Origin of the sequence: Streptomyces sp. NPDC018026, assembly GCF_044327745.1 — a bacterium.
GTDB lineage: Bacteria > Actinomycetota > Actinomycetes > Streptomycetales > Streptomycetaceae > Streptomyces > Streptomyces rubrogriseus.
On record NZ_JBIRFY010000015.1, the window covers coordinates 135,271 to 161,665 of the forward strand.

Genomic DNA, 26,395 nt, shown 5'->3' on the forward strand with positions numbered 1-26,395 from the left:
GTGCTCATATGCCTGGGATCACGATTGAGTTCACCGAGGAAGAGCTGGCCGAGCTGCGCGCGGAGGCCAAGGAGCAGGGCGTCGCGATCAAGCGTCTCGCGCACGACATACTGACCGAGGACGTGGTGCGCCGACGGCAGAAGCAGCGGTTCGTGGAGGGGGCTTCGAAGAAGGCCCGCGAGATCATGGCCGACTTCGAAGAGCGTTTCCCGAAGGGACTGCGGTGACCCTGTACGTGGACACTGGCTGGGTCCTCAACATCCAGGTGAACGTGTCTCCGCAGAACACACCGATCCGGGACTGGGGCTCGTTGCACTGCATGGTCGAGCGGCACAGGTACGAGCGGGTCGCCGGTGAGGCCTACTACGAAGAGGTGCCCACGCGGGCCGCGACGTTTCTGCACACCGCGCTGCGGCTGAGGCCCTTCACCGACTACAACGCTTCCATCGGTGTGGCCTGCGCCTGGGAGTACATGGAGCAGTCAGGAATGCCCTTCGAGCTGCCGTACGGGGAGATGGCCAAACTCGTCTCCGACATCCGCAGCGACGAGGCCGACCTCAACGAAACCGCCCGCCTGCTGCGCGACTGGGCTGCCTGACCAGGTGTCCGACCTCCCCGGCATAGCCGACCGGCAGGCCGGTCCCACTCCCGCCCGCCCCGCCCACCGCGACGGCAACGTCCTGCGCTGGGTCGCCGCCTACACCGCCTCCGCGGTCGGCGACATGGTCTTCTTCCTCGCGCTGTCCTGGGCCGCCGTGCAGAACGGCAGCCCCGCCCAGGCCGGCGTCGTCACCGCCGTCAGCGCGGTTCCCCGGGCGCTGCTCATGCTCGGCGGCGGAGTGGTGGCCGACCGGCTCGGGCCGCGCCGGGTCGTCATCGGCAGCGACGCCGTACGGTGCGCCGCGGTTCTCGCGGTCGCCGCCGTGCTGTTCGCGACCGACCCCGGGCTGTGGCTCCTCGCCCTGCTCGCCGTCGTCTTCGGCACCGTCGACGCCGTGTTCATGCCCGCCGTCGGGGCGCTCCCCGCCCGCATCACCGCCAAGGACCAGCTCGCCCGCGTCCAGGGCATGCGCGGTCTCGCCATGCGCTTCGCCGCCGTCGTGGGCGCACCGCTCGGCGGGCTCGGCGTGGCGCTCGGCGGCGCGGCGGCGGCCTTCGCGTTCGCGGGGCTGCTGATCGCCGTGTCCGTGCCGCTGCTGATCTCCGTACGGATGCGTGACCTGCCGGCCGACGACGCGAACGCCGCACGCGAGACCACCGCCTGGCGGGACCTGGTGGGCGGGCTGCGCTACGTCCGTCGGCACCGCGTGCTCGGCCCGCTCATGGTGACCATCGCCCTCGGCGACCTCGGCTTCGTCGGCCCCCTCAACGTCGGCCTCACCCTGCTCGCCGACGAGCGCGGCTGGGGAGCCTCAGGCATGGGCTGGGTGCTCGCCGGTTTCGGGGTCGGCGCCGGAGCCGCCGCCCTGCTGCTGACCGTCCGGGGACGCGTGCCGCACGCCGGGTACGTCGTGGCCGGTGCCCTCGTCCCCGGCGCGGTAGCGATCGGCGCGCTGGCGCAGGCCCCCGCCCTTCCGGTGGCCGTCGGGACCGCGCTGCTCATCGGGCTGCTCGCGGGCCTCAGCGGCGCGCTCTGCGGGGCCCTGCTCCAGACGCAGTCCGCGCCCGCTCTCCTCGGGCGCGTCACGGCCGTCGGCGGCATCGTCAGCCTGGGCATCGCCCCGTTGAGCATGCCGCTGTCCGCCGCCGCCATCGGCGTCTGGGGCACCGGCCCGGTCTTCGCCGTCAGCGCCGTGGTGTGCGGCCTCGGCGGGGTCGTCGCCCTGTGCGCGCCGGGCGTACGGCGGGCCGAGCTGCCGAAGTGAGCGGCCGAGGTCAGATGCCCAGCTGCTTCGTCTCCCGCAGCTTGGCGATCGCGTTCTCCTCGCCCGCCAGCTCCACCTTCGCGGCGCCCTGCCGGCCGTACGCGAACAGCAGCAGCTCGGACGGCTCGCCCGTCGCAGTCACCACCGGCGTACCCCGGTGGGCGACCGTCGTCTGGCCGTTCGGGCGGCGCAGCACCAGGCCCGTCGGGATGCCGCGGCCCATCAGCCGGGCGGCCCGCTCCAGGCGGGACCACAGGGCGTCCTGGAAGACCGGGTCCAGCTCGCGCGGCGACCAGTCGTCCTGGGCGCGGCGGACGTCCTCGGTGTGGACGTAGAACTCGACCGTGTTCGCCGCCTCGTCGACCTGCTTGAGCTGGAAGGGGGAGAAGCGGGGCGGGCCGGTGCGGATCAGCTGGAGCAGCTCCTCGTAGGGCTTGGCGCCGTACTCCTCCATCACCCGGTCGAGGCGGGACGCCAGCGGCTTGATCAGGGTGCCCCCGGCCGCGTCCGGACGCCGCTCGCGCACCACCACGTGCGCGGCCAGGTCCCGGGTCCGCCAGCCCTCGCACAGGGTGGGGGCGTCCGGACCCGCCGTCTCCAACAGGTCCGCGAGCAGAAGTCGTTCACGCTTGGCGAAAGTCGACATGGAGTCAGCCTACGGCGGCCGGCCGGGTCCGCCCAATGGACGTCCCGGGGGCGTGTCCGCCCCGCGCGGCACAATGGGCGCATGACCAGCAGCTCCCCCACCGGCGGCGGCCCCGGACGGCCCAGCCCCCTCGCCCCCGAGATCGCCGACCGGCTCAAGCGCAGCGCCGACGGACTCCTGCCCGCCATCGCCCAGCAGTACGACACCGGAGAGGTGCTGATGCTCGGCTGGATGGACGACGAGGCGCTGCACCGCACGCTGACCACCGGCCGCTGCACCTACTGGTCGCGCAGCCGCCGGGAGTACTGGGTCAAGGGCGACACCTCGGGACACTTCCAGTGGGTGAAGTCCGTCGCCCTGGACTGCGACGCCGATACCGTGCTCGTCAAGGTCGACCAGGTGGGCGCCGCCTGCCACACCGGCACCCGCACCTGCTTCGACACCGACGTGCTCCTCACCGAGGGTTCCGAGGGTTCCGGGGCCGCCGAAGACGCCGCGGGCGCCGACGCGCCCGGCGCGGATCAGTAGGGTCTGCCGCCATGGACGTCACGCATGACATGGACCTCGACACCTTCCGCAAGCTCGCCGCCGACCGCCGGGTGATCCCGGTCAGCCGCAAGCTCCTCGCCGACGGCGACACCCCGGTGGCCCTGTACCGCAAGCTCGCCGCCGAGCGCCCCGGCACCTTCCTGCTGGAGTCCGCGGAGAACGGACGATCCTGGTCCAGGTACTCCTTCGTCGGCGTCCGCAGCGCCGCCACCCTCACCGAGAAGGACGGGCAGGCGCACTGGCAGGGCACCCCGCCCGTCGGCGTCCCCACCGACGGCGACCCGCTCGCCGCCCTGCGCGCCACCGTCGAGGCCCTGCACACCCCGCGCGACCTCGCCCACGACCTGGGCCTGCCGCCCTTCACCGGCGGCCTGGTCGGCTACCTCGGCTACGACATCGTGCGCCGCCTGGAGAAGGTCGGCCCCGGCGAGCGGGACGACCTGAAGCTCCCCGAGCTGACCATGCTGCTCACCAGCGACCTCGCCGTCATGGACCACTGGGAGGGCTCGGTCCTGCTGATCGCCAACGCGATCAACCACAACGACCTGGAGACCGGCGTCGACGACGCCTACGCCGACGCGATCGCCCGCCTGGACGCCATGGAGGCCGACCTCACGCGCGCCGTCGCCCAGCCCCCGGCCGCGCTGCCGCCCTCCGAGCTGCCCGAGTACACGGCGCTGTGGGGCGGGCCCGACTTCCAGGACGCCGTCGAGGACATCAAGGAGCGCATCCGCGCGGGCGAGGCATTCCAGGTCGTCCCCTCCCAGCGGTTCGAGACGCCCTGCACGGCGAGCGCGCTCGACGTGTACCGGGTCCTGCGGGCCACCAACCCCTCCCCGTACATGTACCTCCTGCGCCTCGACGGGTTCGACGTCGTCGGCTCGTCCCCCGAGGCGCTGGTCAAGGTCGAGGACGGGCGCGCCCTGGTGCACCCCATCGCCGGCACCCGCCCGCGCGGCGCCACCCCGCAGGAGGACCAGGCCCTCGCCGACGAACTGCTCGCCGACCCCAAGGAACGCGCCGAGCACCTGATGCTCGTCGACCTCGGCCGCAACGACCTGGGACGCGTCTGCGAGCCCGGCTCCGTGGAGGTCGTCGACTTCATGTCCGTCGAGCGGTACTCGCACGTCATGCACATCGTCTCGACGGTCACCGGACGGGTCGCCCCGGACCGCACCGCCTTCGACGTCCTCACCGCCTGCTTCCCGGCCGGCACCCTCTCCGGCGCGCCCAAGCCGCGCGCCCTGCAGATCATCGACGAACTCGAACCCTCCCGGCGCGGCCTGTACGGCGGCTGCGTCGGCTACCTCGACTTCGCCGGCGACTCCGACACCGCCATCGCCATCCGCACCGCCCTGCTGCGCGACGGCACCGCCTACGTCCAGGCGGGCGCGGGCGTCGTCGCCGACTCCGACCCGGTCGCCGAGGACACCGAGTGCCGCAACAAGGCGGCGGCCGTGCTGAGGGCCGTACACACGGCCAACCGGCTGGCGCAATAGGGCCAACCGGTCGGACCGGTGGGGCGATTCTCACGCCCCCAATGCGAACCCCGGGTGACGGTTCGCCCGGGGTTCGGGTGATAGTGGAGTACGTGACAGCCGTTCCTCACCCCCGTACCCCAGCCGCAGGCCCCGCCCGGGCCGGCCGCCGGAGCCTCGCCGTCGCCCTGCTGTGCGGCGCGCTCGGCGCCGCCGTCGCCCTGCTCGCCACCCGGCAGGAGTGGGCGGAGGGCACCGCGACGGTGGCCGGCGGCGCGTTCACCCTGACCGCCAAGGGCAGCGACGTCACGGGCGTACCCGCGTCGCTCGCCATAGTCGGGCTCGCCGCGCTCGTCGCCGTCTTCGCCGTCCGCCGGGCCGGCCGCTTCGCCGTCGCCGCGCTGCTCGCGCTGAGCGGCGCGGGCACCGTCGCCGCCGCGCTGGCCGGCGCCTCCGACAGCTCCGCGCTCGACGACCAGGCCGCGAAGGCGGCAGGCGACACCTCGGCCACCGTCGACGCGCTCTCCCACACCGCCTGGCCGTACGTCGCGGCCGTGGGCGGCGCCCTGCTGCTGCTGGCCGGGCTGCTCGCGCTGCGCTACGGCCGCCAGTGGCCCGCGATGTCCGGACGCTACGAACGCAGCGGCGCCCCGCGGCGCAGGCCGCAGACCGTCGACCCGGACCGCCCCGAGGACCTGTGGAAGGCCATCGACCGGGGCGAGGACCCCACCAGCGCCTGACCCGCGTCCGGACCCGCCGCCCGCACCCCCTCCCGCCCCGTGTCCCGGCCCGCGTTCACCCACTGGAGCACCCCCGCTCACGGCGCGTGCCCCGGTGCGGGACAATGGGTCCGAGCGTCCTGCTCAGACATGGCACACAGCAACGAGGAGCAAGCAATGGCGGGCAGCAGCCACGGTCACACCCCGGCCGCCTGGACCGGTGTCATCATCGCCTTCATCGGTTTCTGCATCGCGGGCATGTTCATGGTGGCGGCCCAGCCGTGGGGCTTCTGGGCCGGCATGGCGGTCGTGCTCCTCGGTGGTGCCGTCGGCTACGTCATGAAGATGATGGGCCTCGGCCAGCCGAAGCAGAACCACATGGTGCACCAGGTCGCGGGCGAGCGTGTGCAGGCCGGCGCCAAGGGCTGACCCGGACACGGACCTCCCGAGGGGCGGATCGGCACCACCGTGCCGGGACCGCCCCTCACGTGCGGATGGGGGCCGCCGGGGGCAGAATGCGGGCGTGGACGTCGAGAGCGGGAAACCCGGCCGGACCAGCATCCCCCTGCCGCGCGGCGCGGCCCTCCGGCTCGCCGTTCCGGCCGGAGTGCTCGCGGCCGTCGCCGGGGCCTTCGCCTACGTGGGGAGCGTGGACCCCTACGAGCCCGGCCACTACCCCGTCTGCCCGCTGCTGCGTTTCACGGGCGTCTACTGTCCCGGCTGCGGCGGCCTGCGCAGCGCCCACGCCTTCGTGCACGGCGACCTGACGGCCGCGCTGCACGCCAACGCGCCCGCCGTCCTCGCCTATCTGGGCTTCGCCGTCCTGTGGACCGTCTGGGTGATCCGCGCGGCCCGGGGCCGTCCCGTACGCGTCGACCTCGGACCGGTCCACCTGTGGACGCTGGGGACGTTGCTGCTGGTCTTCACCGTTGTCCGGAACCTGCCGTTCGGTGGCTGGCTCCTGCCTTGATCGTCCACGGGACGTCCAGGTACTGGGACTGGGATCGGGCGGATGCGGGCCCGGTGCCCGGCTGCGGATACCATCACAGTGACCACACGTTTTGCCGTCTGAAAGGGGGCCGCTCGCGTGAGTGTGCTCGACGAGATCATCGACGGAGTCCGTGCCGACCTCGCGGAGCGGCAGGCGCGCGTCAGCCTCGACGAGCTCAAGGAGCGCGCGGCCAAGGCTCGCCCCGCCAAGGACGGCGTGGCCGCGCTGCGCGGCGACGGCGTCAAGGTCATCTGCGAGGTCAAGCGCTCCAGCCCCTCCAAGGGCGCGCTGGCGGCCATCGCCGACCCGGCCGGACTCGCCGCCGACTACGAGGCGGGCGGCGCCGCCGTCATCTCCGTCCTCACCGAGGAGCGCCGCTTCGGCGGCTCGCTGGCCGACCTGGACTCGGTCCGCGCCCGCGTGGACATCCCCGTGCTGCGCAAGGACTTCATCGTCACCTCGTACCAGCTGTGGGAGGCCCGCGCGCACGGCGCCGACCTCGTGCTGCTGATCGTCGCGGCCCTCGAACAGCCGGCCCTGGAGTCGCTGATCGAGCGCGCCGAGTCCATTGGTCTCACCCCGCTGGTCGAGGTGCACGACGAGGACGAGGTCGAGCGCGCCGTGGACGCGGGCGCCAAGGTCATCGGCGTCAACGCGCGCAACCTGAAGACACTCGAGGTCGACCGCGGCACGTTCGAGCGGGTCGCGCCGGAGATCCCCGCGCACATCGTCAAGGTCGCCGAGTCCGGCGTCCGCGGCCCGCACGACCTCATCGCCTACGCCAACGAGGGCGCCGACGCCGTACTGGTCGGCGAGTCGCTGGTCACCGGCCGCGACCCGAAGACGGCGGTCTCCGACCTGGTGGCGGCCGGCGAGCATCCCGCACTCCGCCACGGCCGGGGCTGACCCCCGGTAGGCTGACTCCCATGACGCTTCCGCTCGTCCCGGCCTCCCGGGACCCGTACGCGCGCCTGGCGCGCGGCTGCCGCCCCCGCGGCTGCCGCGCCCCCGCCCGCCGGGTCCACGGCCGCCGGGTGCGGTACGTCATCGGAGACGAGCCCGGGCAGGTCAACGGCATGCGATGGCTCACGCGCCCCGTGAGGGGCGCGGGGCTGTACTGAATTTCGCGACTCCGTCGCGCGGGCGCGACCGGCCACGACGGTCTCGCGGCCGACCGACAGCCCCGCCCCCACGGCGACCGGTCACATCAGACACTCACCGTGAGGTACACGCATGCCCAGCAACTTCTTCATCCCCGACCCGGAGGGTCAAGTCCCCTCCGCCGAGGGCTACTTCGGCGCCTTCGGGGGCAAGTTCATCCCCGAGGCCCTGGTCGCGGCGGTCGACGAGGTCGCCGTCGAGTACGACAAGGCCAAGTCCGACCCGGAGTTCGCCCGCGAGCTGGACGACCTGCTCGTCCACTACACCGGCCGCCCGTCCTCCCTCACCGAGGTCCCCCGGTTCGCCGCCGAAGCCGGCGGAGCCAGGATCTTCCTCAAGCGCGAGGACCTGAACCACACCGGCTCGCACAAGATCAACAACGTGCTCGGCCAGGCCCTGCTCACCAAGCGCATGGGCAAGACCCGCGTCATCGCCGAGACCGGCGCGGGCCAGCACGGCGTGGCCACGGCGACCGCCTGCGCCCTCTTCGGCCTCGACTGCACCATCTACATGGGCGAGATCGACACCCGCCGCCAGGCGCTCAACGTGGCCCGCATGCGCATGCTCGGCGCCGAGGTCATCGCCGTGAAGTCCGGCAGCCGCACGCTGAAGGACGCGATCAACGAGGCGTTCCGCGACTGGGTCGCCAACGTCGACCGCACCCACTACCTGTTCGGCACCGTCGCCGGGCCCCACCCCTTCCCGGCGATGGTCCGCGACTTCCACCGCGTCATCGGCGTGGAGGCCCGGCGCCAGCTCCTGGAGCAGGCCGGGCGCCTGCCCGACGCCGCGATCGCCTGCGTCGGCGGCGGCTCCAACGCCATCGGCCTCTTCCACGCCTTCATCCCCGACACCGGCGTCCGCCTCATCGGCTGCGAGCCCGCCGGGCACGGCGTGGAGACCGGCGAGCACGCGGCCACCCTGACCGCGGGCGAGCCCGGCATCCTGCACGGCTCCCGGTCCTACGTCCTCCAGGACGACGAGGGCCAGATCACCGAGCCGTACTCGATCTCGGCCGGCCTGGACTACCCCGGCATCGGCCCCGAGCACGCCTACCTCAAGGACTCCGGCCGCGGCGAGTACCGCGCGGTCACCGACGACGCCGCCATGCAGGCGCTGCGCCTGCTGTCGCGCACCGAGGGCATCATCCCGGCCATCGAGAGCGCCCACGCGCTGGCCGGTGCCCTGGAGATCGGTAAGGAGCTGGGCAAGGACGGGCTGCTGGTGGTCAACCTGTCCGGCCGCGGCGACAAGGACATGGACACCGCCGCCCGATACTTCGGGCTGTACGACACGGACGCCGAGGTCGCCGCCGACGAGACCGGCGCCGCGGAGATCGAGGGGGACGCCAAGTGAGCGGGAACGTACAGCTGCTGAACGACACCCTCGCGGCGGCGAAGTCCGAGGGCCGCGCCGCCCTGATCGCCTACCTCCCGGCCGGGTTCCCGACCGTGACGGGCGGCATCGAGGCGGTCAAGGCCGCGCTCGACGGCGGCGCCGACGTCGTCGAGGTCGGCCTGCCGCACAGCGACCCGGTGCTCGACGGCCCGGTGATCCAGACCGCCGACGACATCGCGCTGCGCGGCGGCGTGCGGATCGCCGACGTGATGCGCACCGTCCGCGAGGCCCACGAGGCCACCGGCAAACCGATCCTCGTCATGACGTACTGGAACCCCATCGACCGCTACGGCGTGGAGCGCTTCACCGCCGAGCTGGCCGAGGCGGGCGGCGCCGGGTGCATCCTGCCCGACCTGCCGGTCCAGGAGTCGGCGCTGTGGCGGGAGCACGCGGACAAGCACGGGCTCGCCACCGTCTTCGTGGTCGCGCCCAGCAGCAAGGACGCGCGGCTCGCCGAGATCACCGCGGCCGGCAGCGGCTTCGTCTACGCGGCCTCCCTCATGGGCGTCACCGGCACCCGCGAGTCGGTCGGCGCGCAGGCCGAGGACCTGGTGCGCCGCACCCGCGCCACCACCGGCACCCCGGTCTGCGTCGGCCTCGGAGTCTCCAACGCGGCCCAGGCCGCCGAGGTGGCCGGCTTCGCCGACGGCGTGATCGTCGGCTCGGCCTTCGTCAAGCGGATGCTGGACGCGCCCGACGACGCGGCCGGCCTGGAGGGCGTCCGCGCGCTCGCCGCCGACCTGGCGAAGGGCGTGCGCGGACAGGCGTGACCGTCGCCGTGGGACGGACGAGCACATGACAGAGGTCCCTCGTACGAGTGGACCTGGGACCGGGGAGGCGCGCTGCGCCTCCCCGGTTCGTTCTGCGGGGTGTGAGCGAGAAGAACCGACAGGGAAAGCGCGGCGCCCGCGAGAAGCTGGCGGCCGAGCGCGAGAAGCAGAAGTCCAGGGACAAGCGCCGCCGAGCGCTGATCGTCGGCGCGAGCGTGGTCTGTGTGCTGGGACTCGCGGCGGTGATCGGCGTGGTCGCCGCGAACGCGGGCAAGGACGACGGCAGCGAGTCGGCCGGTCCGGTCGTGGCACCCTCGGGGGCGCAGGGCAAGGACGGCCTCGCGATCCCCGTCGGCGAGGAGAGCGCCAAGTCCACGCTCACCGTCTGGGAGGACTTCCGCTGCCCGGCCTGCAAGGCCTTCGAGCTGGCCTACCGCAACACCATTCACGAGCTGACCGACGCCGGGCAGCTCAAGGTCGAGTACCACCTGGCGACCATCATCGACGGCAACATGGGCGGCACCGGCTCCCGCAAGGCCGCCAACGCCGCCGCCTGCGCCCAGGACGCCGGAAAGTTCCCGCCGTACCACGACGTGCTGTACGACAACCAGCCGCCGGAGACCGACGACGCCTTCGCCGACGAGGACAAGCTGCTCGACCTGGCGGGCAAGGTCGACGGCCTCGACACCACCCTGTTCCAGGAGTGCCTGAAGAACGGCAAGCACAACAGCTGGGTGGAGAAGTCCAACAAGGCCTTCCAGGACGGCGGCTTCAGCGGCACGCCGACCGTGCTCCTGGACGGCAAGAACATCTACCAGGACCGCTCCATGACCCCGGCCAAGCTCAAGCAGATGGTGGAGGACGCCAACAAGTAGCGCGCCCGCTCGTTACGGACCCGTAGCCGGGCTGCCCGCCGCGTGTCCCGTCCGACACGGTAGCGTCGACCCTGCCATGGAACTTGCCTTCATTCCCAGCCCGTCGCGCGGGGTGCTGCACCTCGGTCCCATCCCGCTGCGCGGCTACGCGTTCTGCATCATCATCGGCGTCTTCGTAGCCGTCTGGCTCGGCAACAAGCGCTGGATCGCCCGGGGCGGGCGGCCGGGCACGGTGGCCGACATCGCGGTCTGGGCCGTTCCCTTCGGCCTGATCGGCGGACGCCTCTACCACGTGATCACGGACTACCAGCTGTACTTCAGCGAGGGCCGTGACTGGGTCGACGCCTTCAAGATCTGGGAGGGCGGCCTCGGTATCTGGGGCGCCATCGCGTTCGGCGCGGTGGGTGCCTGGATCGGTGCCCGGCGCCGGGGCGTCCCGATGCCCGCCTACGCCGACGCCGTCGCCCCCGGCATCGCCCTCGCACAGGCCATCGGCCGCTGGGGCAACTGGTTCAACCAGGAGCTGTACGGCAAGCCGACCGACCTGCCGTGGGCGGTGGAGATCACCTCGACCGCCGACGGACGGCTGCCGGGCACGTACCACCCGACGTTCCTGTACGAGTCGCTCTGGTGCATCGGCGTCGCGCTGCTCGTCATCTGGGCCGACCGCCGCTTCAGGCTCGGCCACGGGCGCGCCTTCGCCCTCTACGTGGCGGCGTACTGCGCGGGCCGGTTCTGGATCGAGTACATGCGCGTCGACGACGCCCACCACATTCTGGGTCTCAGGCTGAACAACTGGACCGCGCTCTTCGTGTTCCTGCTCGCCGTGCTGTACATCGTGCTCTCGGCACGGATGCGGCCTGGCCGGGAGCCCGTGGTGGAGCCGGGCGCCGAGTCCGCCGCCGGTGACACCGGGTCCGAAGAGGACAAGGACGCCAAGACCGCCAAGACCGCAAAGAACGACGCGGACGACGCGGACGGCACGGACGGCGCGGCGGAGACCGATGCCGCCGAGGCCCGGGAGGCTCCGTCGGGCGCGGACGACGCGGACGAAGCGGATGCCGCCGACGACGCGAAGGACGCCGAGGGCGTGACGAACGGCGCCGACTCCGCCAAGAAGGGCTGACCCCGCCCGCAAGGTACGCCGCCGAGGGCGCCCGGGACTCTCCGGGCGCCCTCGGCGTATGCCGGGCCGGGCTCAGGACAGGGTGGGCCGCCGGGCCAGCGACAGCGTCCGCCGGGCCGTCGCCACCACCGCCGCGTCGATGAACCGGCCGTCCGGCAGCGCCTGCGCACCCGGCTGGACCGTGGCCGCCTTGACGATCGTCTCCGCCTCCTCCAGCTCCCGCTCGGTGGGCAGATAGGCCCGCTCGATGATCGGCAGCTGGCGCGGGTGGATCGCGGCCCGCCCCAGGAAGCCCAGGGCGCGGCCGTGGGCGCAGGACGCCGCCAGGCCCTCCAGGTCCCGGGTGTCCGGATGCACCGTCTGGGACGGCGGAGCCAGGCCCGCCGCCCGCGCGGCCACGACCACGCGCGAGCGCGACCAGTCCAGGCCCGCGTCCCCGCGCACACCCAGGTCGGCACGGAGGTCCGCCTCGCCGAGGCCGATCCCGCGCAGTGCCGGGTGGGCCGCCGCGATCCGGTACGCCCGCTCCACCCCCAGGGCCGTCTCCAGCAGGGCGTACAGCGGCGGTCCGCCGGTCAGCGCGGCGACGCCGGTCACCTGCTGCGGCGACGTCACCTTGGGCAGCCGCAGCCCGGACAGCCCCGGCAGCGCGGCCAGCGCCGCCAGGTCCCCGGCGGCGAGCGGACCGTCCAGGGTGTTGACGCGGACGTGCACCGGCACCGGCTGCGGCTCGGCGAGCAGCTCGGCCGTGGCGTCGCGGGCGTACTCCTTGCGGTCGGCGGCGACCGCGTCCTCCAGGTCGATCACCACCACGTCGGCACCGGCGGCCAGCGCCTTGGCGACCACCGGGGGCCGGTCCCCCGGCACGTACAGCCAGGTCAGCGGGGGTGCGGTCATACGACGCCCTCCTCACGCAGTTCTTTGACGTCCGCCGGGGTGAGGCCCAGGCCGGTCAGCACCTCCTCGGTGTCGGCGCCGTGCGGGCGGCCCGCCCAGCGGATCGCGCCCGGGGTGGCGGAGAGCCGGAAGAGGACGTTCTGCATGCGCAGCGGACCCAGCTCCGGATCGTCGACCGTGGTGAGGGTGTCGAGGGCCTGGTACTGCGGGTCGTTCATCACGTCCCGCACGTCCTGGACGGGCGCCACCGCCGCCTCGGCCTTCTCGAACGCGGCGAGCACGTCGGCGCGGCCGTGCCGGGCGATCCAGTCCCCGACCGCCGCGTCCAGCACATCGGCGTGCCGGGCCCGGTCGGCGCCCGTCGCGAACCAGGGCTCGTCGATCAGCTCCGGGCGGCCCACCAGCCGCATCACCCGCTCGGCGACCGACTGGGCCGAGGTGGAGACGGCGACCCAGGTGCCGTCGGCGGTGCGGTAGGTGTTGCGGGGGGCGTTGTTCTGCGAGCGGTTGCCGGTGCGCGGCTGGACGTGGCCGAGCTGGTCGTACCACAGCGGCTGCGGGCCCAGCACGGTCAGGATCGGCTCGATGATCGCCATGTCGACGACCTGGCCCTCGCCGGTGCGTTCCCGGGCGGCCAGCGCCGTCATCACGGCGTATGCCGTCGCCAGCGCCGCGATCGAGTCCGCGAGGCCGAACGGCGGCAGCGTCGGCGGCGCGTCCGGCTCGCCGGTCATCGCGGCGAAACCGCTCATGGCCTCGGCGAGGGTGCCGAAGCCGGGACGGCGCGCGTACGGTCCGAACTGGCCGAAGCCGGTGACCCGGGTGAGGACCAGGCGCGGGTTGACGGCGGACAGCTCGTCCCAGCCCAGGTCCCACTTCTCCAGGGTGCCCGGCCGGAAGTTCTCGACGACGACGTCGGCGGTGGCGGCGAGCCGGAGCAGGGTGGTGCGCCCGGCGGGTTTCGACAGGTCCAGGGTGATCGTGTGCTTGTTGCGGCCCAGCAGCTTCCACCACAGGCCCACCCCGTCCTTGGAGGGACCGTGTCCCCGGGAGGGGTCGGGCCGGGTGGGGTGCTCGACCTTGATCACCTCGGCGCCGAAGTCGCCGAGCATGGTGGCGGCGAGCGGTCCCGCGAAGAGGGTGGCGAGGTCGAGGACGCGCAGGCCGGTCAGGGGAGCGGAGACGGGGGCAGCGGCGGCGGGCTCGGTCATGGGCGGGTGGCCTCCCGGTGGGTGAGCTGGGCGAGGGTGTCGAAGCCGGTGCCGTCGAAGTCGCCGACGGAGGTGGCGAGGCGGTTCTTCAGCGGGGCCGTCCAGTGCTCGGGCAGCGCGGCGGGGGAACCGGCGAGCAGCCCGGCGACGCCGCCGACGGTGGCGCCGTTGGAGTCGGTGTCCCAGCCGCCGGAGACGACGCGGGAGACCGAGCCGGTGAAGTCGCCGTCCGCGTGGGTGAGCGCGGCGGCGATCAGGGCGGTGTTGGGGACCGCGTGCACCCAGTGGTGGGCCGGGGAGTGGACGGCGTGGAGCCGGTCCACGACCGTGTCGAAGTCGTCGTGCGCGCCCGCCAGCCGTACGGCGTGCCGGACGGCCCCGGCGAGGCGGGAACCGGGCGGGACGACCGCGAGTCCGGCGCGCAGACAGGCGTGGACGTCCGGTGCGCCGGCGGGGGCGGCGCTGGCGACGACGGCCGCCGCGAACATGGCCGCGTGGACGCCGCCCGCGGTGTGGCTGAGGACCGCGTCGCGGTGCGCCTGCCCGGCGGCGGCACCCGGGTCGCCCGGATTGGTCCAGCCGTGCACGTCGGCGCGGATCAGGGCGCCGATCCACTCGCGGAAGGGGTTGCGGTGGCGGGCGGTGTGCGGCGGTTCCAGGCCGCTGAGGAGGTTGCGCAGAGCGACGCGTTCGGCGGTGAAGGTGCGGCCGGGCGGGAGTTCGTCGAGCCAGGCGCGGGCCACGTCGTCCGTGGTGAAGGCCCTGCCGTGGCGCTGGAGGAGCAGGAGGTTCAGGAGCGGGTAGTTGAGGTCGTCGTCCTCCGGCATGCCGTCGATGTTCTCGGCCAGCGAGGTCGGCGCGGAGCGGCGGTTCCAGGGGTATGCGGTGAGCAGGTCGCGAGGGACGCCCCGGGCGGTGAAGTACGCGGTCGGGGGCCAGTTTCCGGCGGCCCGGCCCAGCTGCCGGATACCGGTGAGGGGGAGCTTCTCGACGGGTTTGCCGAGGAGGCAGCCGACGGCGCGGCCGAGCCAGGCCGCCTCCAGCCGCTCGGGTGGCACCCGGGCGGCGGGGTGCGGGGCGGGCCAGTCGGGGCACAGTGCCCTGATCCGGCCGAGTTCCGTCGGCTCGGCCGCCGCCAGGGGACTGGGCAGGCCGGCCAACTCGTCCAGCAGGTCTTCCGCCAGACGGCGCAGGCGGGGGGAGGCGGGCCCGGGCGAGGCGCCCGCCCGGGCCGGTGCCTCGCCACCGCCCGCCTCGCGCCAGCGGGCCGCGACCGCCGACGCGTCGCGGCCGTCCAGCCGGGCCTGGCGCAGCTCGTGGCCGACCAGGTCCTCGGGCTGGACCCAGGTCAGCCGGAGCATCCGGCGCCCCCGATCGCGGCGAACGCCTCCTCGTGGGCGCGGCGGCGCCGTACGTCACGCGCGAAGACCTCCCGCGCGACCGCGGTGAGCACCGCCGCCGGTTCCCACAGGTCCAGGCGGCTCGCCTCCGCGACCGTCTTGGCCCAGTCCTCCGGGACCGGTGAACCCAGCGCCCCGGCCAGCGCGCCCGCCATGGTGGCGATGGAGTCGCAGTCGCGGCCGTAGTTGACCGCGCCGAGCACCGCGTGCCGGAAGTCGCCGCCGGCGACGAGCAGCATGCCGAGAGCGACGGGCAGTTCCTCGATCGCGTGCAGGCGCGAGGGGCGGCGGGCGCCGAGCGAGGGGGCGCGGTAGTCGGGGCCCACCGTGTCGTACGGGGCCACCGCCGCCCGCAGCGGTGCCAGCGCCGACTCGAAGTCCGAGTGGTGTGCGGCCGCCTCGCACACGGCCTCGACCGCGGCCCGGGTGCCGTCCTTGGCCAGCGACAGACAGGCGGCGACCACCGAGTCGGGGGTGGCGCCGGGCGCGCAGGCCGCGGCCACCGCCGCCGCGAAGACACCGGCCGCCTCCCGGCCGTACGACGACTGGTGCGCGCCCGCGACGTCCAGCGCCTCGGCGTAGGCGGCCGCCGGGTTCGCCGCGTTGACCAGGCCGACCGGGGCCATGTACATCGCGGCGCCGCAGTTGACGATGTTGCCGGTGCCGGCCTCGCGCGGGTCCGCGTGACCGTAGTGGATCCGCGCGACCAGCCACTTCTCCGCGAGGAAGATCCGCTGGAGCGGCAGCGCCTCGGCCTCCAGTTCCGGGATCCAGCGCGGGTTCGTGATCAGGTCCGGGACCAGGTGCTCCGCGACCGCGTAGGCGTCGAGGTGGTCGCGGACCGTGCCGTAGACCCGCACCAGCGCGTGGGTCATCAGGGTGTCGTCGGTGACGTGCCCGTCGCCCTTGTGGTACGGGGCGATGGGCCGGGCGGTGCGCCAGGCGTCGCCGTTCCAGGGACCGACGACGCCGTGGACGCGGCCGCCGTGGCGTTCGGTGATCTGCTCGGGGGAATAGCCCTCGACGGGACCGCCGAGCGCGTCGCCGACGGCCGCGCCGACGAGAGCGCCGGTGACGCGCTCGTCGAGGGATGCCGCGGTGCTGTGGTTCTGGGCCGGGGGAGTCATGGGGTGGTGCCTCGTCCTTCCGGTGGGGACGGTTGCGTGGCGTGCAGGAGACCGGCGAGTTCGACCAGGTCGGTGCCGGTGAGCCGGGGCAGTACGCAGCCGGGCAGGGTGCGGCAGGCGTCCCGCCAGGAGGCGGGGACCGCCGCGCCGCCGCCGAGCGCGCCGGTGAGGGCGCCGGCCAGCGCGGGTGCGGAGTCCGCGACCCGGGACAGGCAGGCCGCCGCCGGGACGGCTTCCGCGAGGCGGCCCCGGGCGGCGACGGCCAGGGCGAGGGCGACCGGGACGGTCTCGGCGGCGGCGATGCCGTAGCTGTAGACGTGGTCGACGATGCGGTGCTCCAGGAGCGGGACCAGGGCGAAGGTGCTCTCGGCGGCCGCCGCGAGGGCCAGGGCCTGGCGGGCGTTGCGGCCGATCTCCGTCGCCTCGGGGAGTTCGGCGAGCGCGGCCGTCGCACAGGCGTCCACGTCGGCGCCGTCGAGGGCGCGGGCCACCGCCGCCGCCATGGCCCGCGCGCCGTGCACACCGTCGCCGTCCTGGGTGTAACGGGCGTCGAACTCGGCGAGGTCGGCGGCCAGGCGCGGGGCGCCGGGGTGGGCGACGGCGAGGACGCAGGCCCGCACGCAGGCGGCGTCGTCGAAGTAGTGCGGGTTGTCGTGGCCGGTGGCGGGCGGACGCAGCCCGGCGGCGAGGTTGCCCAGCCCGGCCCGCACCGAGATGCGGGCGCGCAGCGGCAGCACCGCGGACTCGGCCTCCGGGGCGCGCTCCGTGGCGGCGGCGACCTCGCTGGCGACGGCGTTCCAGGTCAGGTCGATCGCGGCGCGCATCCGGCGGTCCCGGCTCAGGTCCCCGAGCACGCTGTCGTCGCCTGCCCGCAGGAGGGCCTCCGCGGCGAACGCCGCCCACTCGGCGTCGTCCGAGGGGCCGAGGCGCAGCGGCTCCGGGGGCTGGTTCAGGGCGATCGGGACGGGGAGGGTGGTGGTCGCGTTCTGTTCGGCGAAGGTGTCCAGTTCGCGGGTGAGCCGCCGGGTCCACTGCGGCATGCGGGCGGCCCGGTGCCGGGCGGCGGGCCAGCCGGCGGCGTCTCCCGCGGCGAGCCCCAGGAGGAGCCCCTCGACGCGGTCGCAGAGCGGCACCCCGCGGGAGGCCGCGGCCGTCCCCGGTTCGGTCCCCGGCCGGAGCCCGCTCCCACTGGACCCGCTCACCGCCGGGACACCGGGCCCTTCGACGTACGCCGTGGTCCCCGTCGCCCCGACCGCACCACGAGCCCGGCTCACGGTCCCACCTCCGCCGCGTGGGCGTCCGGGACGGGTACGTGCGCGGCCGGGCCGGACGGCGGCCGACCACCGCCGGGGCCGGTGTCGGCGGACGCCACGCGTCCCGTGTTCCGGGGTGCTCGTTCCGCGTCCGATGGCGCCGCTGCCGCTGCCGCTGCCGCTGCCGTGGGCGAGGCCCGCCCGGCGTCTCGTGGCAGGGGTTGCGTGCCGGGCGGCACGCGGTCCGGGGCGGACGCCACTCGCGTCGGGGTGCGGGGTGCCCGTTCCGGGTCCGGTGGTGCGGTTTCGGTGTGCGGCGGCGTTCGCTCCGCGCCCGGTGGCAGGGCCCGCGTGCCCGGCGTCATGTGCTCCGGGTCGGGCGCCGACCGGTGCGGCGTGCGGGGGGACCGCTGCGTGGTCCCGCCCGGTGCCCGTTCCGGGGCCGGTGGCGCCGGGCAGGACGCCCGGGTCAGCAGGTCCGCCACCTCCAGGACGTGGTGTCCGGCCATCGTCGGCAGGCAGGAGCCGCGGGCCGGGCCGATGGCGCCGGCCCAGTCGGCCGGGATGGCGTGGACGCCCCGGGTCGCGCCGGCCAGGGCGCCGGCCACCGCGGCGGTGGTGTCGGCGTCGCGGCCCATGTTGACGGCCGTCAGCACGGAGTCCGTGAAGTCGCCGTCGGCCGCCGCGTACGCGCCGAAGGCGAGGGCGACCGCCTCGGGGGCCAGGTCGGTCCACGGGTAGCCGCCGATGACCACCGCGGAACGCACCGCGCGCTCGCCGCGGTGGGCCGCCGTCAGCGCGCGGCGCAGACAGCGCGCCGTCCAGGAGTCGTCCGGGACGACGGCCAGGGCGGAGGCCACTACCGCGACGGTCGACGCCCCGGCCATCGCCGCCGCGACGCCCGCCGCCACCGCCTGGCCGCCGTAGATGCCCTCGCCCTCGTGGCTGACCGAGCCGTCGATCGCCGCCAGCCGGGCCGCCTCGGCGGGCCGTCCGGCCGCGAACACGCCGTGCGGCGCGGCCCGCATGGCCAGTCCGTCGCTCCAGGCGTGCCGGTGCTGGGCGGAGATCGGGGCGGCCAGGCCCCGGCGCAGGTTCTCCAGGGTGCCGCGTTCACTGAAGCCCGCGCCCCGGAACGGGCCCTCCTCCCGGTCCGCGATCCACTCGTGCCACGCCGCCTCCACATGGGCCTGGGTGAGCGCGCCGCCGTGCCGGGCCAGCAGCAGGCCCGAGAAGATCGCGTACTCCGTGTCGTCGGTCCCGGCGGGCCGGTCGGCCACGTACCCCGTGATGCGGCCCCAGCGGGCGCGGATCTCGGAGGGCTTCATGTTCTCGGCCGGTGCCCCGAGGGCGTCCCCGACGGCCAGCCCGAGCAGCGCGCCCCGGGCCCGGTCGCGGAGCCCGACGGCGTCCTGCGGCGCGGGGGCCGGGGGAATGCAGGCGGTGGATGCCATGCGGCCTCTCCTCTCCCTTTGCACATCTGTCCCCGGTGCGGTGCGCACCGCAGCCGAACCGGGGCCGGTGTCACCCGGTCGACATATGAGCGGGCAAGATCACGGATGAGTGTGGAGGGATAAAACCGCAGGTAAGCCCAGCCTTTCCTTGCTGGCAGGACGGAAATGATCGGCGTAGATTGGGTGTTGTTAAAAAGTGGAATGAGTCCAAACTAGCTTCCCGGGGGAACCCGCATGGCCATCATCGAGACCGAGGCGGCGCTGCACGAGGCGCACCGCGACAACCACACCCACCGCGACGTGAACGGCGGCTGGCTGCGCCCCGCCGTCTTCGGCGCGATGGACGGACTGGTCTCCAACCTCGCCCTCATGACCGGCGTCGCCGGCGGTACCGCGAGCCAGCAGACCGTGGTGATCAGCGGGCTCGCCGGACTGGCCGCCGGTGCCTTCTCCATGGCCGCGGGCGAGTACACCTCCGTCGCCTCCCAGCGCGAGCTGGTCGAGGCCGAGCTGGACGTGGAGCGCCGCGAGCTGCGCAAGCACCCCGCGGACGAGGAGGCCGAGCTGGCCGCCCTCTACCAGGCGCGCGGCGTCGAGCCGGAGCTCGCCCGCGAGGTGGCCCGCCAGCTGTCCAGCGACCCCGAGCAGGCGCTGGAGATACACGCCCGCGAGGAGCTGGGCATCGACCCCTCCGACCTGCCCTCGCCGACGGTCGCGGCCGTGTCCTCGTTCGGATCCTTCGCGCTGGGCGCCCTGCTCCCCGTCCTGCCGTTCCTGCTCGGCGCCAGTGCGCTGTGGCCCGCCGTGCTGCTCGCGCTGGCCGGGCTGTTCCTGTGCGGCGCGGTGGTCGCCAAGGTCACGGCCCGCAGCTGGTGGTACAGCGGCCTGCGGCAGCTCGCCCTCGGCGGCGCGGCGGCCGGTGTGACGTATCTCCTGGGCAGCCTGTTCGGAACGGCCGTAGGATAGTCCGGCTCGTGCTTATGCGATGGGCCGCATAAGTACCCGTTACTCGCTGGTTTCGAGCGCGTAATCTCCGGGCATGAGCCGTAAGCGCTGCGGGCAATGAAGCCCGGCGTGCATGCGCGGAGCGGGCGACGGCGCCCCTTCCGCTCCCTCGGACCGACGGACATCGATCTGTTCGCCTCGGTCTCCATAGCTTCCACCGCAGGTGCGGAACCCCCACCGCACCCCGTCGGTGTCCGCATGCTGGAACGGATTGTCCCGTTTACCGAGAACCAATCCATCATGTAACCTGCACCAAATTTTTCAGCCACTGATGCACCCACCGCAGAGGGCCAACGTCGTCCCTCGGCACTTGCCACATGCCAGATGACGACGACGGGAGAGCCGATGCGTACGCCGCGCCAGCCGTCCCAGCACTCCGAGAGTGGCCAGAACTGGTCCTTCATGGATGCTCGCCCTGCCGCGCAGGGTATGTACGACCCCCGCAACGAACACGACGCGTGCGGCGTCGGTTTCGTCGCCACCCTCACCGGCGAGGCGTCCCACACCCTGGTCGACCAGGCGCTCACCGTGCTGCGCAACCTGGAACACCGCGGCGCCACCGGCTCCGAGCCCGACTCGGGCGACGGCGCCGGCATCCTCTCCCAGGTGCCCGACGCGTTCTTCCGCGAGGTGGCCGGATTCGAGCTGCCGGAGGCCGGGGCGTACGCCGTCGGCATCGCCTTCCTGCCGGTCGACGGCACCGAGGACGCCGTCTCGCGCATCGAGACGATCGCCGACGAGGAGGGCCTCACCGTCCTCGGCTGGCGCGAGGTCCCGGTCGCCCCGCAGATGCTGGGCGCCACCGCCCGCTCCACGATGCCGGTCTTCCGCCAGGTCTTCGTGAGCGACGGCGCCTCGCGGGGCATCGCCCTGGACCGCCACGCCTTCGCGCTGCGCAAGCGCGCCGAGCGCGAGGCCGGTGTCTACTTCCCGTCGCTGTCCGCGCGGACCATCGTCTACAAGGGCATGCTGACCACCGGCCAGCTGGAGCCGTTCTTCCCGGACCTGTCCGACCGCCGCTTCGCCTCCGCGATCGCGCTCGTGCACTCCCGGTTCTCCACCAACACCTTCCCGTCGTGGCCGCTCGCCCACCCGTACCGCTTCGTCGCGCACAACGGCGAGATCAACACGGTCAAGGGCAACCGCAACTGGATGCGCGCCCGCGAGTCCCAGCTGGCGTCGAACCTGTTCGGCTCGTCCGCGGACCTGGAGCGGATCTTCCCGATCTGTACGCCGGACGCCTCGGACTCCGCCTCCTTCGACGAGGTCCTGGAGCTGCTTCACCTCGGCGGGCGCTCGCTGCCGCACTCCGTGCTGATGATGATCCCCGAGGCGTGGGAGAACCACGCCTCCATGGACGCGGACCGGCGCGCCTTCTACCAGTTCCACTCCACGATGATGGAGCCCTGGGACGGTCCCGCCTGCGTCACCTTCACCGACGGCACCCAGGTCGGCGCGGTCCTCGACCGCAACGGTCTGCGCCCCGGCCGCTACTGGGTCACCGACGACGGCCTCGTCGTCCTCGGCTCCGAGGTCGGCGTCCTCGACATCGACCCCGCCAAGGTCGTCCGCAAGGGCCGCCTCCAGCCCGGCCGCATGTTCCTCGTGGACACCGCCGAGCACCGCATCATCGAGGACGACGAGATCAAGGCCCAGCTCGCCGGCGAGCAGCCGTACGGCGAGTGGCTGGAAGCCGGCGAGATCGAGCTGTCCGACCTGCCCGAGCGCGAGCACATCGTGCACACCCACGCCTCGGTCACCCGCCGCCAGCAGACCTTCGGGTACACCGAGGAGGAGCTGCGCGTCATCCTCGCGCCGATGGCCAAGGCGGGCGCCGAGCCGATCGGCTCCATGGGCACCGACTCGCCCATCGCCGCGCTCTCCGAGCGGCCCCGGCTGCTCTTCGACTACTTCACCCAGCTCTTCGCCCAGGTCACCAACCCGCCGCTGGACGCCATCCGCGAGGAACTGGTCACCTCGCTGCGCTCCTCGCTCGGCCCCCAGGGCAACCTGCTCGACCCGACGGCCGCCTCGTGCCGCAGCGTCCTGCTGCCCTTCCCGGTGATCGACAACGACGAGCTGGCCAAGCTCATCCACATCAACGCCGACGGCGACATGCCCGGCTTCAAGGCCGCCACCCTCTCCGGTCTCTACCGGGTGCACGGCGGCGGCGACGCGCTGGCCGCGCGCATCGAGGAGATCTGCGCCGAGGCCGACGCCGCCATCGAGAACGGCGCCCGGCTGATCGTCCTGTCCGACCGCCACTCGGACGCCGAGCACGCGCCGATCCCCTCGCTGCTGCTCACCGCCGCCGTCCACCACCACCTCATCCGCACCAAGCAGCGCACCGAGGTGGGCCTGCTGGTCGAGGCCGGCGACGTCCGCGAGGTCCACCACGTCGCCCTGCTCATCGGCTTCGGCGCCGCCGCCGTCAACCCGTACCTGGCGATGGAGTCCGTCGAGGACCTGGTCCGGGCCGGCACCTTCCTGCGGACCGACGACGGCGAGCCCGAGCAGGCCATCCGCAACCTGATCTACGCCCTCGGCAAGGGCGTCCTGAAGGTCATGTCCAAGATGGGCATCTCCACCGTCGCCTCCTACCGCGGCGCCCAGGTCTTCGAGGCCGTCGGCCTGGACGAGGAATTCGTCGCCAAGTACTTCAACGGCACCGCCACCAAGATCGGCGGCGTCGGCATCGACGTCGTCGCCAAGGAGGTCGCCGCCCGCCACGCCAAGGCCTACCCGGCCAGCGGCATCGCGCCGGCCCACCGCGCCCTGGACATCGGCGGCGAGTACCAGTGGCGCCGCGAGGGCGAACCGCACCTGTTCGACCCGGAGACGGTCTTCCGCCTCCAGCACTCCACGCGCTCCGGCACGTACGACATCTTCAAGAAGTACACCGAGCGGGTGAACGAACAGTCCGAGCGGCTGATGACGCTGCGCGGCCTGTTCGGCTTCAAGAGCGGCGTCGACGGCCGGCAGCCGGTCCCCCTCGACGAGGTCGAGCCGGTCTCCGAGATCGTCAAGCGCTTCTCCACCGGCGCCATGTCGTACGGCTCCATCTCCCAGGAGGCGCACGAGACCCTCGCCATCGCCATGAACCAGCTGGGCGGCAAGTCCAACACCGGTGAGGGCGGCGAGGACCCGGAGCGCCTGTACGACCCGGCGCGCCGGTCCAGCATCAAGCAGGTCGCCTCCGGCCGCTTCGGCGTCACCAGCGAGTACCTGGTCAACGCCGACGACATCCAGATCAAGATGGCCCAGGGCGCCAAGCCCGGCGAGGGCGGCCAGCTGCCCGGCCACAAGGTGTACCCCTGGGTCGCCAGGACCCGGCACAGCACCCCCGGCGTCGGCCTGATCTCCCCGCCGCCGCACCACGACATCTACTCCATCGAGGACCTGGCCCAGCTGATCCACGACCTGAAGAACGCGAACCCGCAGGCGCGGATCCACGTCAAGCTGGTCTCCGAGGTCGGCGTCGGCACGGTCGCGGCAGGCGTGTCCAAGGCGCACGCGGACGTGGTGCTGATCTCCGGCCACGACGGCGGCACGGGCGCCTCGCCCCTGACGAGCCTCAAGCACGCGGGCGGCCCCTGGGAGCTGGGCCTCGCCGAGACCCAGCAGACCCTGCTGCTCAACGGCCTGCGCGACCGCATCGTCGTCCAGACCGACGGCCAGCTCAAGACCGGCCGCGACGTCGTCATCGCCGCGCTGCTCGGCGCCGAGGAGTTCGGTTTCGCCACCGCGCCGCTCGTCGTCTCCGGCTGCGTCATGATGCGCGTCTGCCACCTGGACACCTGCCCGGTCGGCATCGCCACCCAGAACCCGGTCCTCAGGGAGCGCTTCTCCGGCAAGGCCGAGTACATCGTGAACTTCTTCCGGTTCATCGCCGAGGAGGTCCGCGAGATCCTCGCCGAGCTGGGCTACCGCTCCATCGAGGAGGCCGTCGGCCACGCCGAGACCCTCGACGTGACCCGCGCGGTCGACCACTGGAAGGCACAGGGCCTCGACCTCGAGCCGCTGTTCCACGTGCCCGCGCTGGCCGAGGGCGCGGTGCGCCACCAGGCCGTCGTCCAGGACCACGGCCTGGAGAAGGCGCTGGACAACCAGCTGATCAAGCTCGCCTCCGACGCGCTGGCCGCCGCGGACGCCACCCAGGCCGCCCCGGTGCGCGCCCAGGTCGCGATCCGCAACATCAACCGCACGGTCGGCACCATGCTCGGCCACGAGGTCACCAAGAAGTTCGGCGGCGCCGGCCTGCCCGACGACACCGTCGACATCACCTTCACCGGCTCCGCCGGCCAGTCCTTCGGCGCCTTCGTCCCGCGCGGCGTCACGCTGCGCCTGGAGGGCGACGCCAACGACTACGTCGGCAAGGGCCTGTCCGGCGGCCGGATCGTCGTCCGCCCCGACCGGGGCGCCGACCACCTCGCCGAGTACTCCACCATCGCCGGCAACACCATCGGCTACGGCGCCACCGGCGGCGAGATGTTCCTGCGCGGCAAGGTCGGCGAGCGCTTCTGCGTCCGCAACTCCGGCGCGCTGGTCGTCTCCGAGGGCGTCGGCGACCACGGCTGCGAGTACATGACCGGCGGCCACGCGGTCGTCCTCGGCGAGACCGGGCGCAACTTCGCGGCCGGCATGTCCGGCGGCATCGCCTACGTCGTCGACCTCGACCGCGACAACGTCAACGTCGGAAACGTCGACGCGGTCCGCGCCCTGGACGACGCCGACCGGGAGTGGCTGCACGACGTGGTGCGCCGCCACGCCGAGGAGACCGGGTCCACCGTCGCCGGGAAGCTGCTCGCCGACTGGCCCGTCGCCGTGGAGCGCTTCAGCAAGATCATCCCCAGCACGTACCAGGCAGTGCTCGCCGCCAAGGACGCCGCCGAGCGAGCCGGTCTCTCCGAGACCGAGACCACCGAGAAGATGATGGAGGCGGCGACCAATGGCTGATCCCAAGGGCTTTCTCAACCACGGACGCGAGGTCGCCAGGACCCGTCCCGTCGACGAGCGCGTCAAGGACTGGAACGAGGTCTACGTCCCCGGCTCCCTGCTGCCGATCATCAGCAAGCAGGCCAGCCGCTGCATGGACTGCGGCATCCCGTTCTGCCACAACGGCTGCCCGCTCGGGAACCTGATCCCCGAGTGGAACGACTACGCCTACCGCGAGGACTGGTCGGCGGCGTCCGAGCGCCTGCACGCCACCAACAACTTCCCGGAGTTCACCGGCCGCCTGTGCCCGGCCCCGTGCGAGTCGGCGTGCGTGCTCGGCATCAACCAGCCGCCGGTCACCATCAAGAACGTCGAGGTCTCCATCATCGACAAGGCGTGGGAGACCGGGGACGTCGCCCCGCGCATCCCCGAGCGCCTGTCCGGCAAGACCGTCGCCGTCATCGGCTCGGGCCCGGCGGGGCTCGCCGCCGCCCAGCAGCTCACCCGGGCCGGTCACACCGTCGCCGTCTACGAGCGCGCGGACCGCATCGGAGGCCTCCTCCGGTACGGCATCCCCGAGTTCAAGATGGAGAAGCGGCACATCAACCGCCGCATAGAGCAGATGCGCGCCGAGGGCACCCGCTTCCGCACCGGCGTCGAGATCGGCCGCGACCTGACGGCCACCAGCCTCAAGAAGCGCTACGACGCCGTCGTCGTCGCCGCCGGCTCCACCACCGCCCGCGACCTGCCGGTCCCCGGCCGCGAGCTGAACGGCATCCACCAGGCGATGGAGTACCTGCCGCTGGCCAACAAGGTCCAGGAGGGCGACTACGTGGCGCCCCCGATCACGGCCGAGGGCAAGCACGTCGTCGTCATCGGCGGCGGCGACACCGGCGCCGACTGCGTGGGCACCGCCCACCGCCAGGGCGCGGCCTCCGTCACCCAGCTGGAGATCATGCCCCGCCCGGGCGAGGAGCGGGACGCGGTGCGCCAGCCGTGGCCGACCTTCCCGATGCTGTACAAGGTCACCAGCGCCCACGAGGAGGGCGGCGAGCGGGTCTACGCCGTCTCCACCACCCACTTCGAGGGCGACGAGGACGGCAACGTCCAGTGGCTGCACATGAGCGAGGTCGAGTTCGCCGACGGCAAACTCACCCCGAAGCCGGGCACCGAGCGGAAGATCCCGGCCCAGCTGGTCACCCTCGCCATGGGCTTCACCGGCACCGACAAGGAGAACGGTCTGGTCGACCAGTTCGGCCTGGCGCTCGACGAACGGGGTAACATCGCCCGGGACGCCGACTTCCAGACCAACGTGCCGGGTGTGTTCGTCGCCGGTGACGCCGGCCGCGGCCAGTCGCTCATCGTCTGGGCGATCGCCGAGGGCCGCTCGGCCGCGCGCGGCGCCGACCGCTTCCTGACCGGGGCCAGCGACCTGCCGGCCCCGATCCGCCCGACCGACCGCTCCCTCGCGGTCTGACGGACGGAACGACCGTCCCGAGGGGCGGACAACCGTCCTGACGGACGGACAACCGAAG

24 protein-coding genes are annotated in these 26,395 nt (G+C 73.4%); 17 read left to right on the top strand and 7 right to left on the bottom strand.

What is annotated here, in order from left to right:
* The first annotated feature begins 8 nt into the window (after positions 1-8).
* From ACH4D3_RS34055 to ACH4D3_RS34065, 3 genes are read left to right on the top strand one after another with little or no spacing between them, the layout of a single operon-like run.
* Entirely contained in the window at positions 9-227 is a 219-nt protein-coding gene (locus tag ACH4D3_RS34055; protein WP_018545641.1) for a hypothetical protein, read from the top strand.
* Entirely contained in the window at positions 224-598 is a 375-nt protein-coding gene (locus ACH4D3_RS34060) for a hypothetical protein (RefSeq protein WP_365617972.1), read from the top strand. Before ACH4D3_RS34055 ends, ACH4D3_RS34060 begins: the two co-directional genes overlap by 4 nt.
* Positions 599-602: 4 nt before the next feature.
* Positions 603-1,865: an MFS transporter gene (locus ACH4D3_RS34065; protein WP_398330384.1), complete on the top strand. Its 1,263-nt coding sequence runs from the start codon at positions 603-605 to the stop codon at positions 1,863-1,865.
* 10 nt (positions 1,866-1,875) lie between these two features.
* Here ACH4D3_RS34065 and ACH4D3_RS34070 read toward each other — a convergent pair whose 3' ends face one another.
* A complete protein-coding gene (locus ACH4D3_RS34070; protein WP_398330387.1) occupies positions 1,876-2,511 on the bottom strand; it encodes a TIGR03085 family metal-binding protein in 636 nt (211 codons plus the stop codon).
* Positions 2,512-2,592: 81 nt separating this feature from the next.
* Between ACH4D3_RS34070 and hisI the strand changes: the two genes are divergently transcribed.
* The 11 genes from hisI (at position 2,593) to lgt (ending at position 11,578) form a co-directional block, all read left to right on the top strand.
* Positions 2,593-3,039, top strand: a complete 447-nt coding sequence (hisI, locus tag ACH4D3_RS34075; protein WP_398330390.1) for a phosphoribosyl-AMP cyclohydrolase — start codon at positions 2,593-2,595, stop codon at positions 3,037-3,039.
* An 11-nt stretch (positions 3,040-3,050) separates the two neighbouring features.
* Positions 3,051-4,559, top strand: a complete 1,509-nt coding sequence (locus ACH4D3_RS34080; RefSeq protein WP_268256352.1) for an anthranilate synthase component I — start codon at positions 3,051-3,053, stop codon at positions 4,557-4,559.
* An 83-nt stretch (positions 4,560-4,642) separates the two neighbouring features.
* Positions 4,643-5,278 (top strand): TIGR02234 family membrane protein, encoded by a 636-nt coding sequence (locus tag ACH4D3_RS34085; protein ID WP_011028113.1) that lies wholly within the window; start codon positions 4,643-4,645, stop codon positions 5,276-5,278.
* A gap of 156 nt (positions 5,279-5,434) precedes the next feature.
* Complete coding sequence (locus ACH4D3_RS34090; protein ID WP_398330393.1) at positions 5,435-5,686, top strand: HGxxPAAW family protein; 252 nt, start codon at positions 5,435-5,437, stop codon at positions 5,684-5,686.
* 94 nt (positions 5,687-5,780) lie between these two features.
* Positions 5,781-6,227, top strand: a complete 447-nt coding sequence (locus tag ACH4D3_RS34095; RefSeq protein ID WP_398330396.1) for a DUF2752 domain-containing protein — start codon at positions 5,781-5,783, stop codon at positions 6,225-6,227.
* A 117-nt stretch (positions 6,228-6,344) separates the two neighbouring features.
* Positions 6,345-7,154, top strand: a complete 810-nt coding sequence (gene trpC / locus ACH4D3_RS34100; protein WP_030866604.1) for an indole-3-glycerol phosphate synthase TrpC — start codon at positions 6,345-6,347, stop codon at positions 7,152-7,154.
* 20 nt (positions 7,155-7,174) lie between these two features.
* Positions 7,175-7,369: a tryptophan biosynthesis modulator TrpM gene (trpM, locus tag ACH4D3_RS34105; protein WP_398330399.1), complete on the top strand. Its 195-nt coding sequence runs from the start codon at positions 7,175-7,177 to the stop codon at positions 7,367-7,369.
* Between the two features lie 112 nt (positions 7,370-7,481).
* On the top strand, positions 7,482-8,765 hold the full coding sequence (trpB, locus tag ACH4D3_RS34110; protein WP_398330402.1) for a tryptophan synthase subunit beta: 1,284 nt from the start codon (positions 7,482-7,484) through the stop codon (positions 8,763-8,765).
* Complete coding sequence (gene trpA, locus ACH4D3_RS34115) at positions 8,762-9,577, top strand: tryptophan synthase subunit alpha (RefSeq protein WP_398330405.1); 816 nt, start codon at positions 8,762-8,764, stop codon at positions 9,575-9,577. The genes trpB and trpA overlap by 4 nt, the downstream gene beginning before the upstream one ends.
* A gap of 101 nt (positions 9,578-9,678) precedes the next feature.
* Entirely contained in the window at positions 9,679-10,452 is a 774-nt protein-coding gene (locus ACH4D3_RS34120; protein WP_398330408.1) for a DsbA family protein, read from the top strand.
* Positions 10,453-10,528: 76 nt separating this feature from the next.
* Positions 10,529-11,578: a prolipoprotein diacylglyceryl transferase gene (gene lgt, locus ACH4D3_RS34125; protein ID WP_398330411.1), complete on the top strand. Its 1,050-nt coding sequence runs from the start codon at positions 10,529-10,531 to the stop codon at positions 11,576-11,578.
* A 72-nt stretch (positions 11,579-11,650) separates the two neighbouring features.
* On the opposite strand, the gene ACH4D3_RS34130 is transcribed toward lgt, so the two are convergent.
* The 6 genes from ACH4D3_RS34130 to ACH4D3_RS34155 are packed head-to-tail and all read right to left on the bottom strand — an operon-like array spanning position 11,651 to position 18,920.
* Positions 11,651-12,475: an HpcH/HpaI aldolase/citrate lyase family protein gene (locus ACH4D3_RS34130; protein ID WP_398330413.1), complete on the bottom strand. Its 825-nt coding sequence runs from the start codon at positions 12,473-12,475 to the stop codon at positions 11,651-11,653.
* Positions 12,472-13,686: a CaiB/BaiF CoA transferase family protein gene (locus ACH4D3_RS34135; RefSeq protein ID WP_398330416.1), complete on the bottom strand. Its 1,215-nt coding sequence runs from the start codon at positions 13,684-13,686 to the stop codon at positions 12,472-12,474. Before ACH4D3_RS34135 ends, ACH4D3_RS34130 begins: the two co-directional genes overlap by 4 nt.
* The gene (locus tag ACH4D3_RS34140) at positions 13,683-15,047 is read right to left on the bottom strand and encodes an ADP-ribosylglycohydrolase family protein (RefSeq protein ID WP_398330419.1); all 1,365 of its coding nucleotides are present in this window, start codon (positions 15,045-15,047) and stop codon (positions 13,683-13,685) included. The genes ACH4D3_RS34135 and ACH4D3_RS34140 overlap by 4 nt, the downstream gene beginning before the upstream one ends.
* On the bottom strand, positions 15,035-16,213 hold the full coding sequence (locus ACH4D3_RS34145; protein WP_398330422.1) for an ADP-ribosylglycohydrolase family protein: 1,179 nt from the start codon (positions 16,211-16,213) through the stop codon (positions 15,035-15,037). The genes ACH4D3_RS34140 and ACH4D3_RS34145 overlap by 13 nt, the downstream gene beginning before the upstream one ends.
* A complete protein-coding gene (locus ACH4D3_RS34150; protein ID WP_398330425.1) occupies positions 16,210-17,487 on the bottom strand; it encodes an ADP-ribosylglycohydrolase family protein in 1,278 nt (425 codons plus the stop codon). The genes ACH4D3_RS34145 and ACH4D3_RS34150 overlap by 4 nt, the downstream gene beginning before the upstream one ends.
* A complete protein-coding gene (locus ACH4D3_RS34155) occupies positions 17,484-18,920 on the bottom strand; it encodes an ADP-ribosylglycohydrolase family protein (protein ID WP_398330428.1) in 1,437 nt (478 codons plus the stop codon). Before ACH4D3_RS34155 ends, ACH4D3_RS34150 begins: the two co-directional genes overlap by 4 nt.
* A 234-nt stretch (positions 18,921-19,154) precedes the next feature.
* Between ACH4D3_RS34155 and ACH4D3_RS34160 the strand changes: the two genes are divergently transcribed.
* From ACH4D3_RS34160 to ACH4D3_RS34170, 3 genes are all read left to right on the top strand, one after another.
* Positions 19,155-19,886, top strand: coding sequence for a VIT1/CCC1 transporter family protein (locus ACH4D3_RS34160; RefSeq protein ID WP_398330431.1), 732 nt, complete (start codon positions 19,155-19,157; stop codon positions 19,884-19,886).
* 384 nt (positions 19,887-20,270) lie between these two features.
* A complete protein-coding gene (gltB, locus tag ACH4D3_RS34165) occupies positions 20,271-24,881 on the top strand; it encodes a glutamate synthase large subunit (protein ID WP_398330434.1) in 4,611 nt (1,536 codons plus the stop codon).
* Positions 24,874-26,337: a glutamate synthase subunit beta gene (locus ACH4D3_RS34170; RefSeq protein ID WP_398330437.1), complete on the top strand. Its 1,464-nt coding sequence runs from the start codon at positions 24,874-24,876 to the stop codon at positions 26,335-26,337. Before gltB ends, ACH4D3_RS34170 begins: the two co-directional genes overlap by 8 nt.
* Positions 26,338-26,395 lie beyond the last annotated feature (58 nt).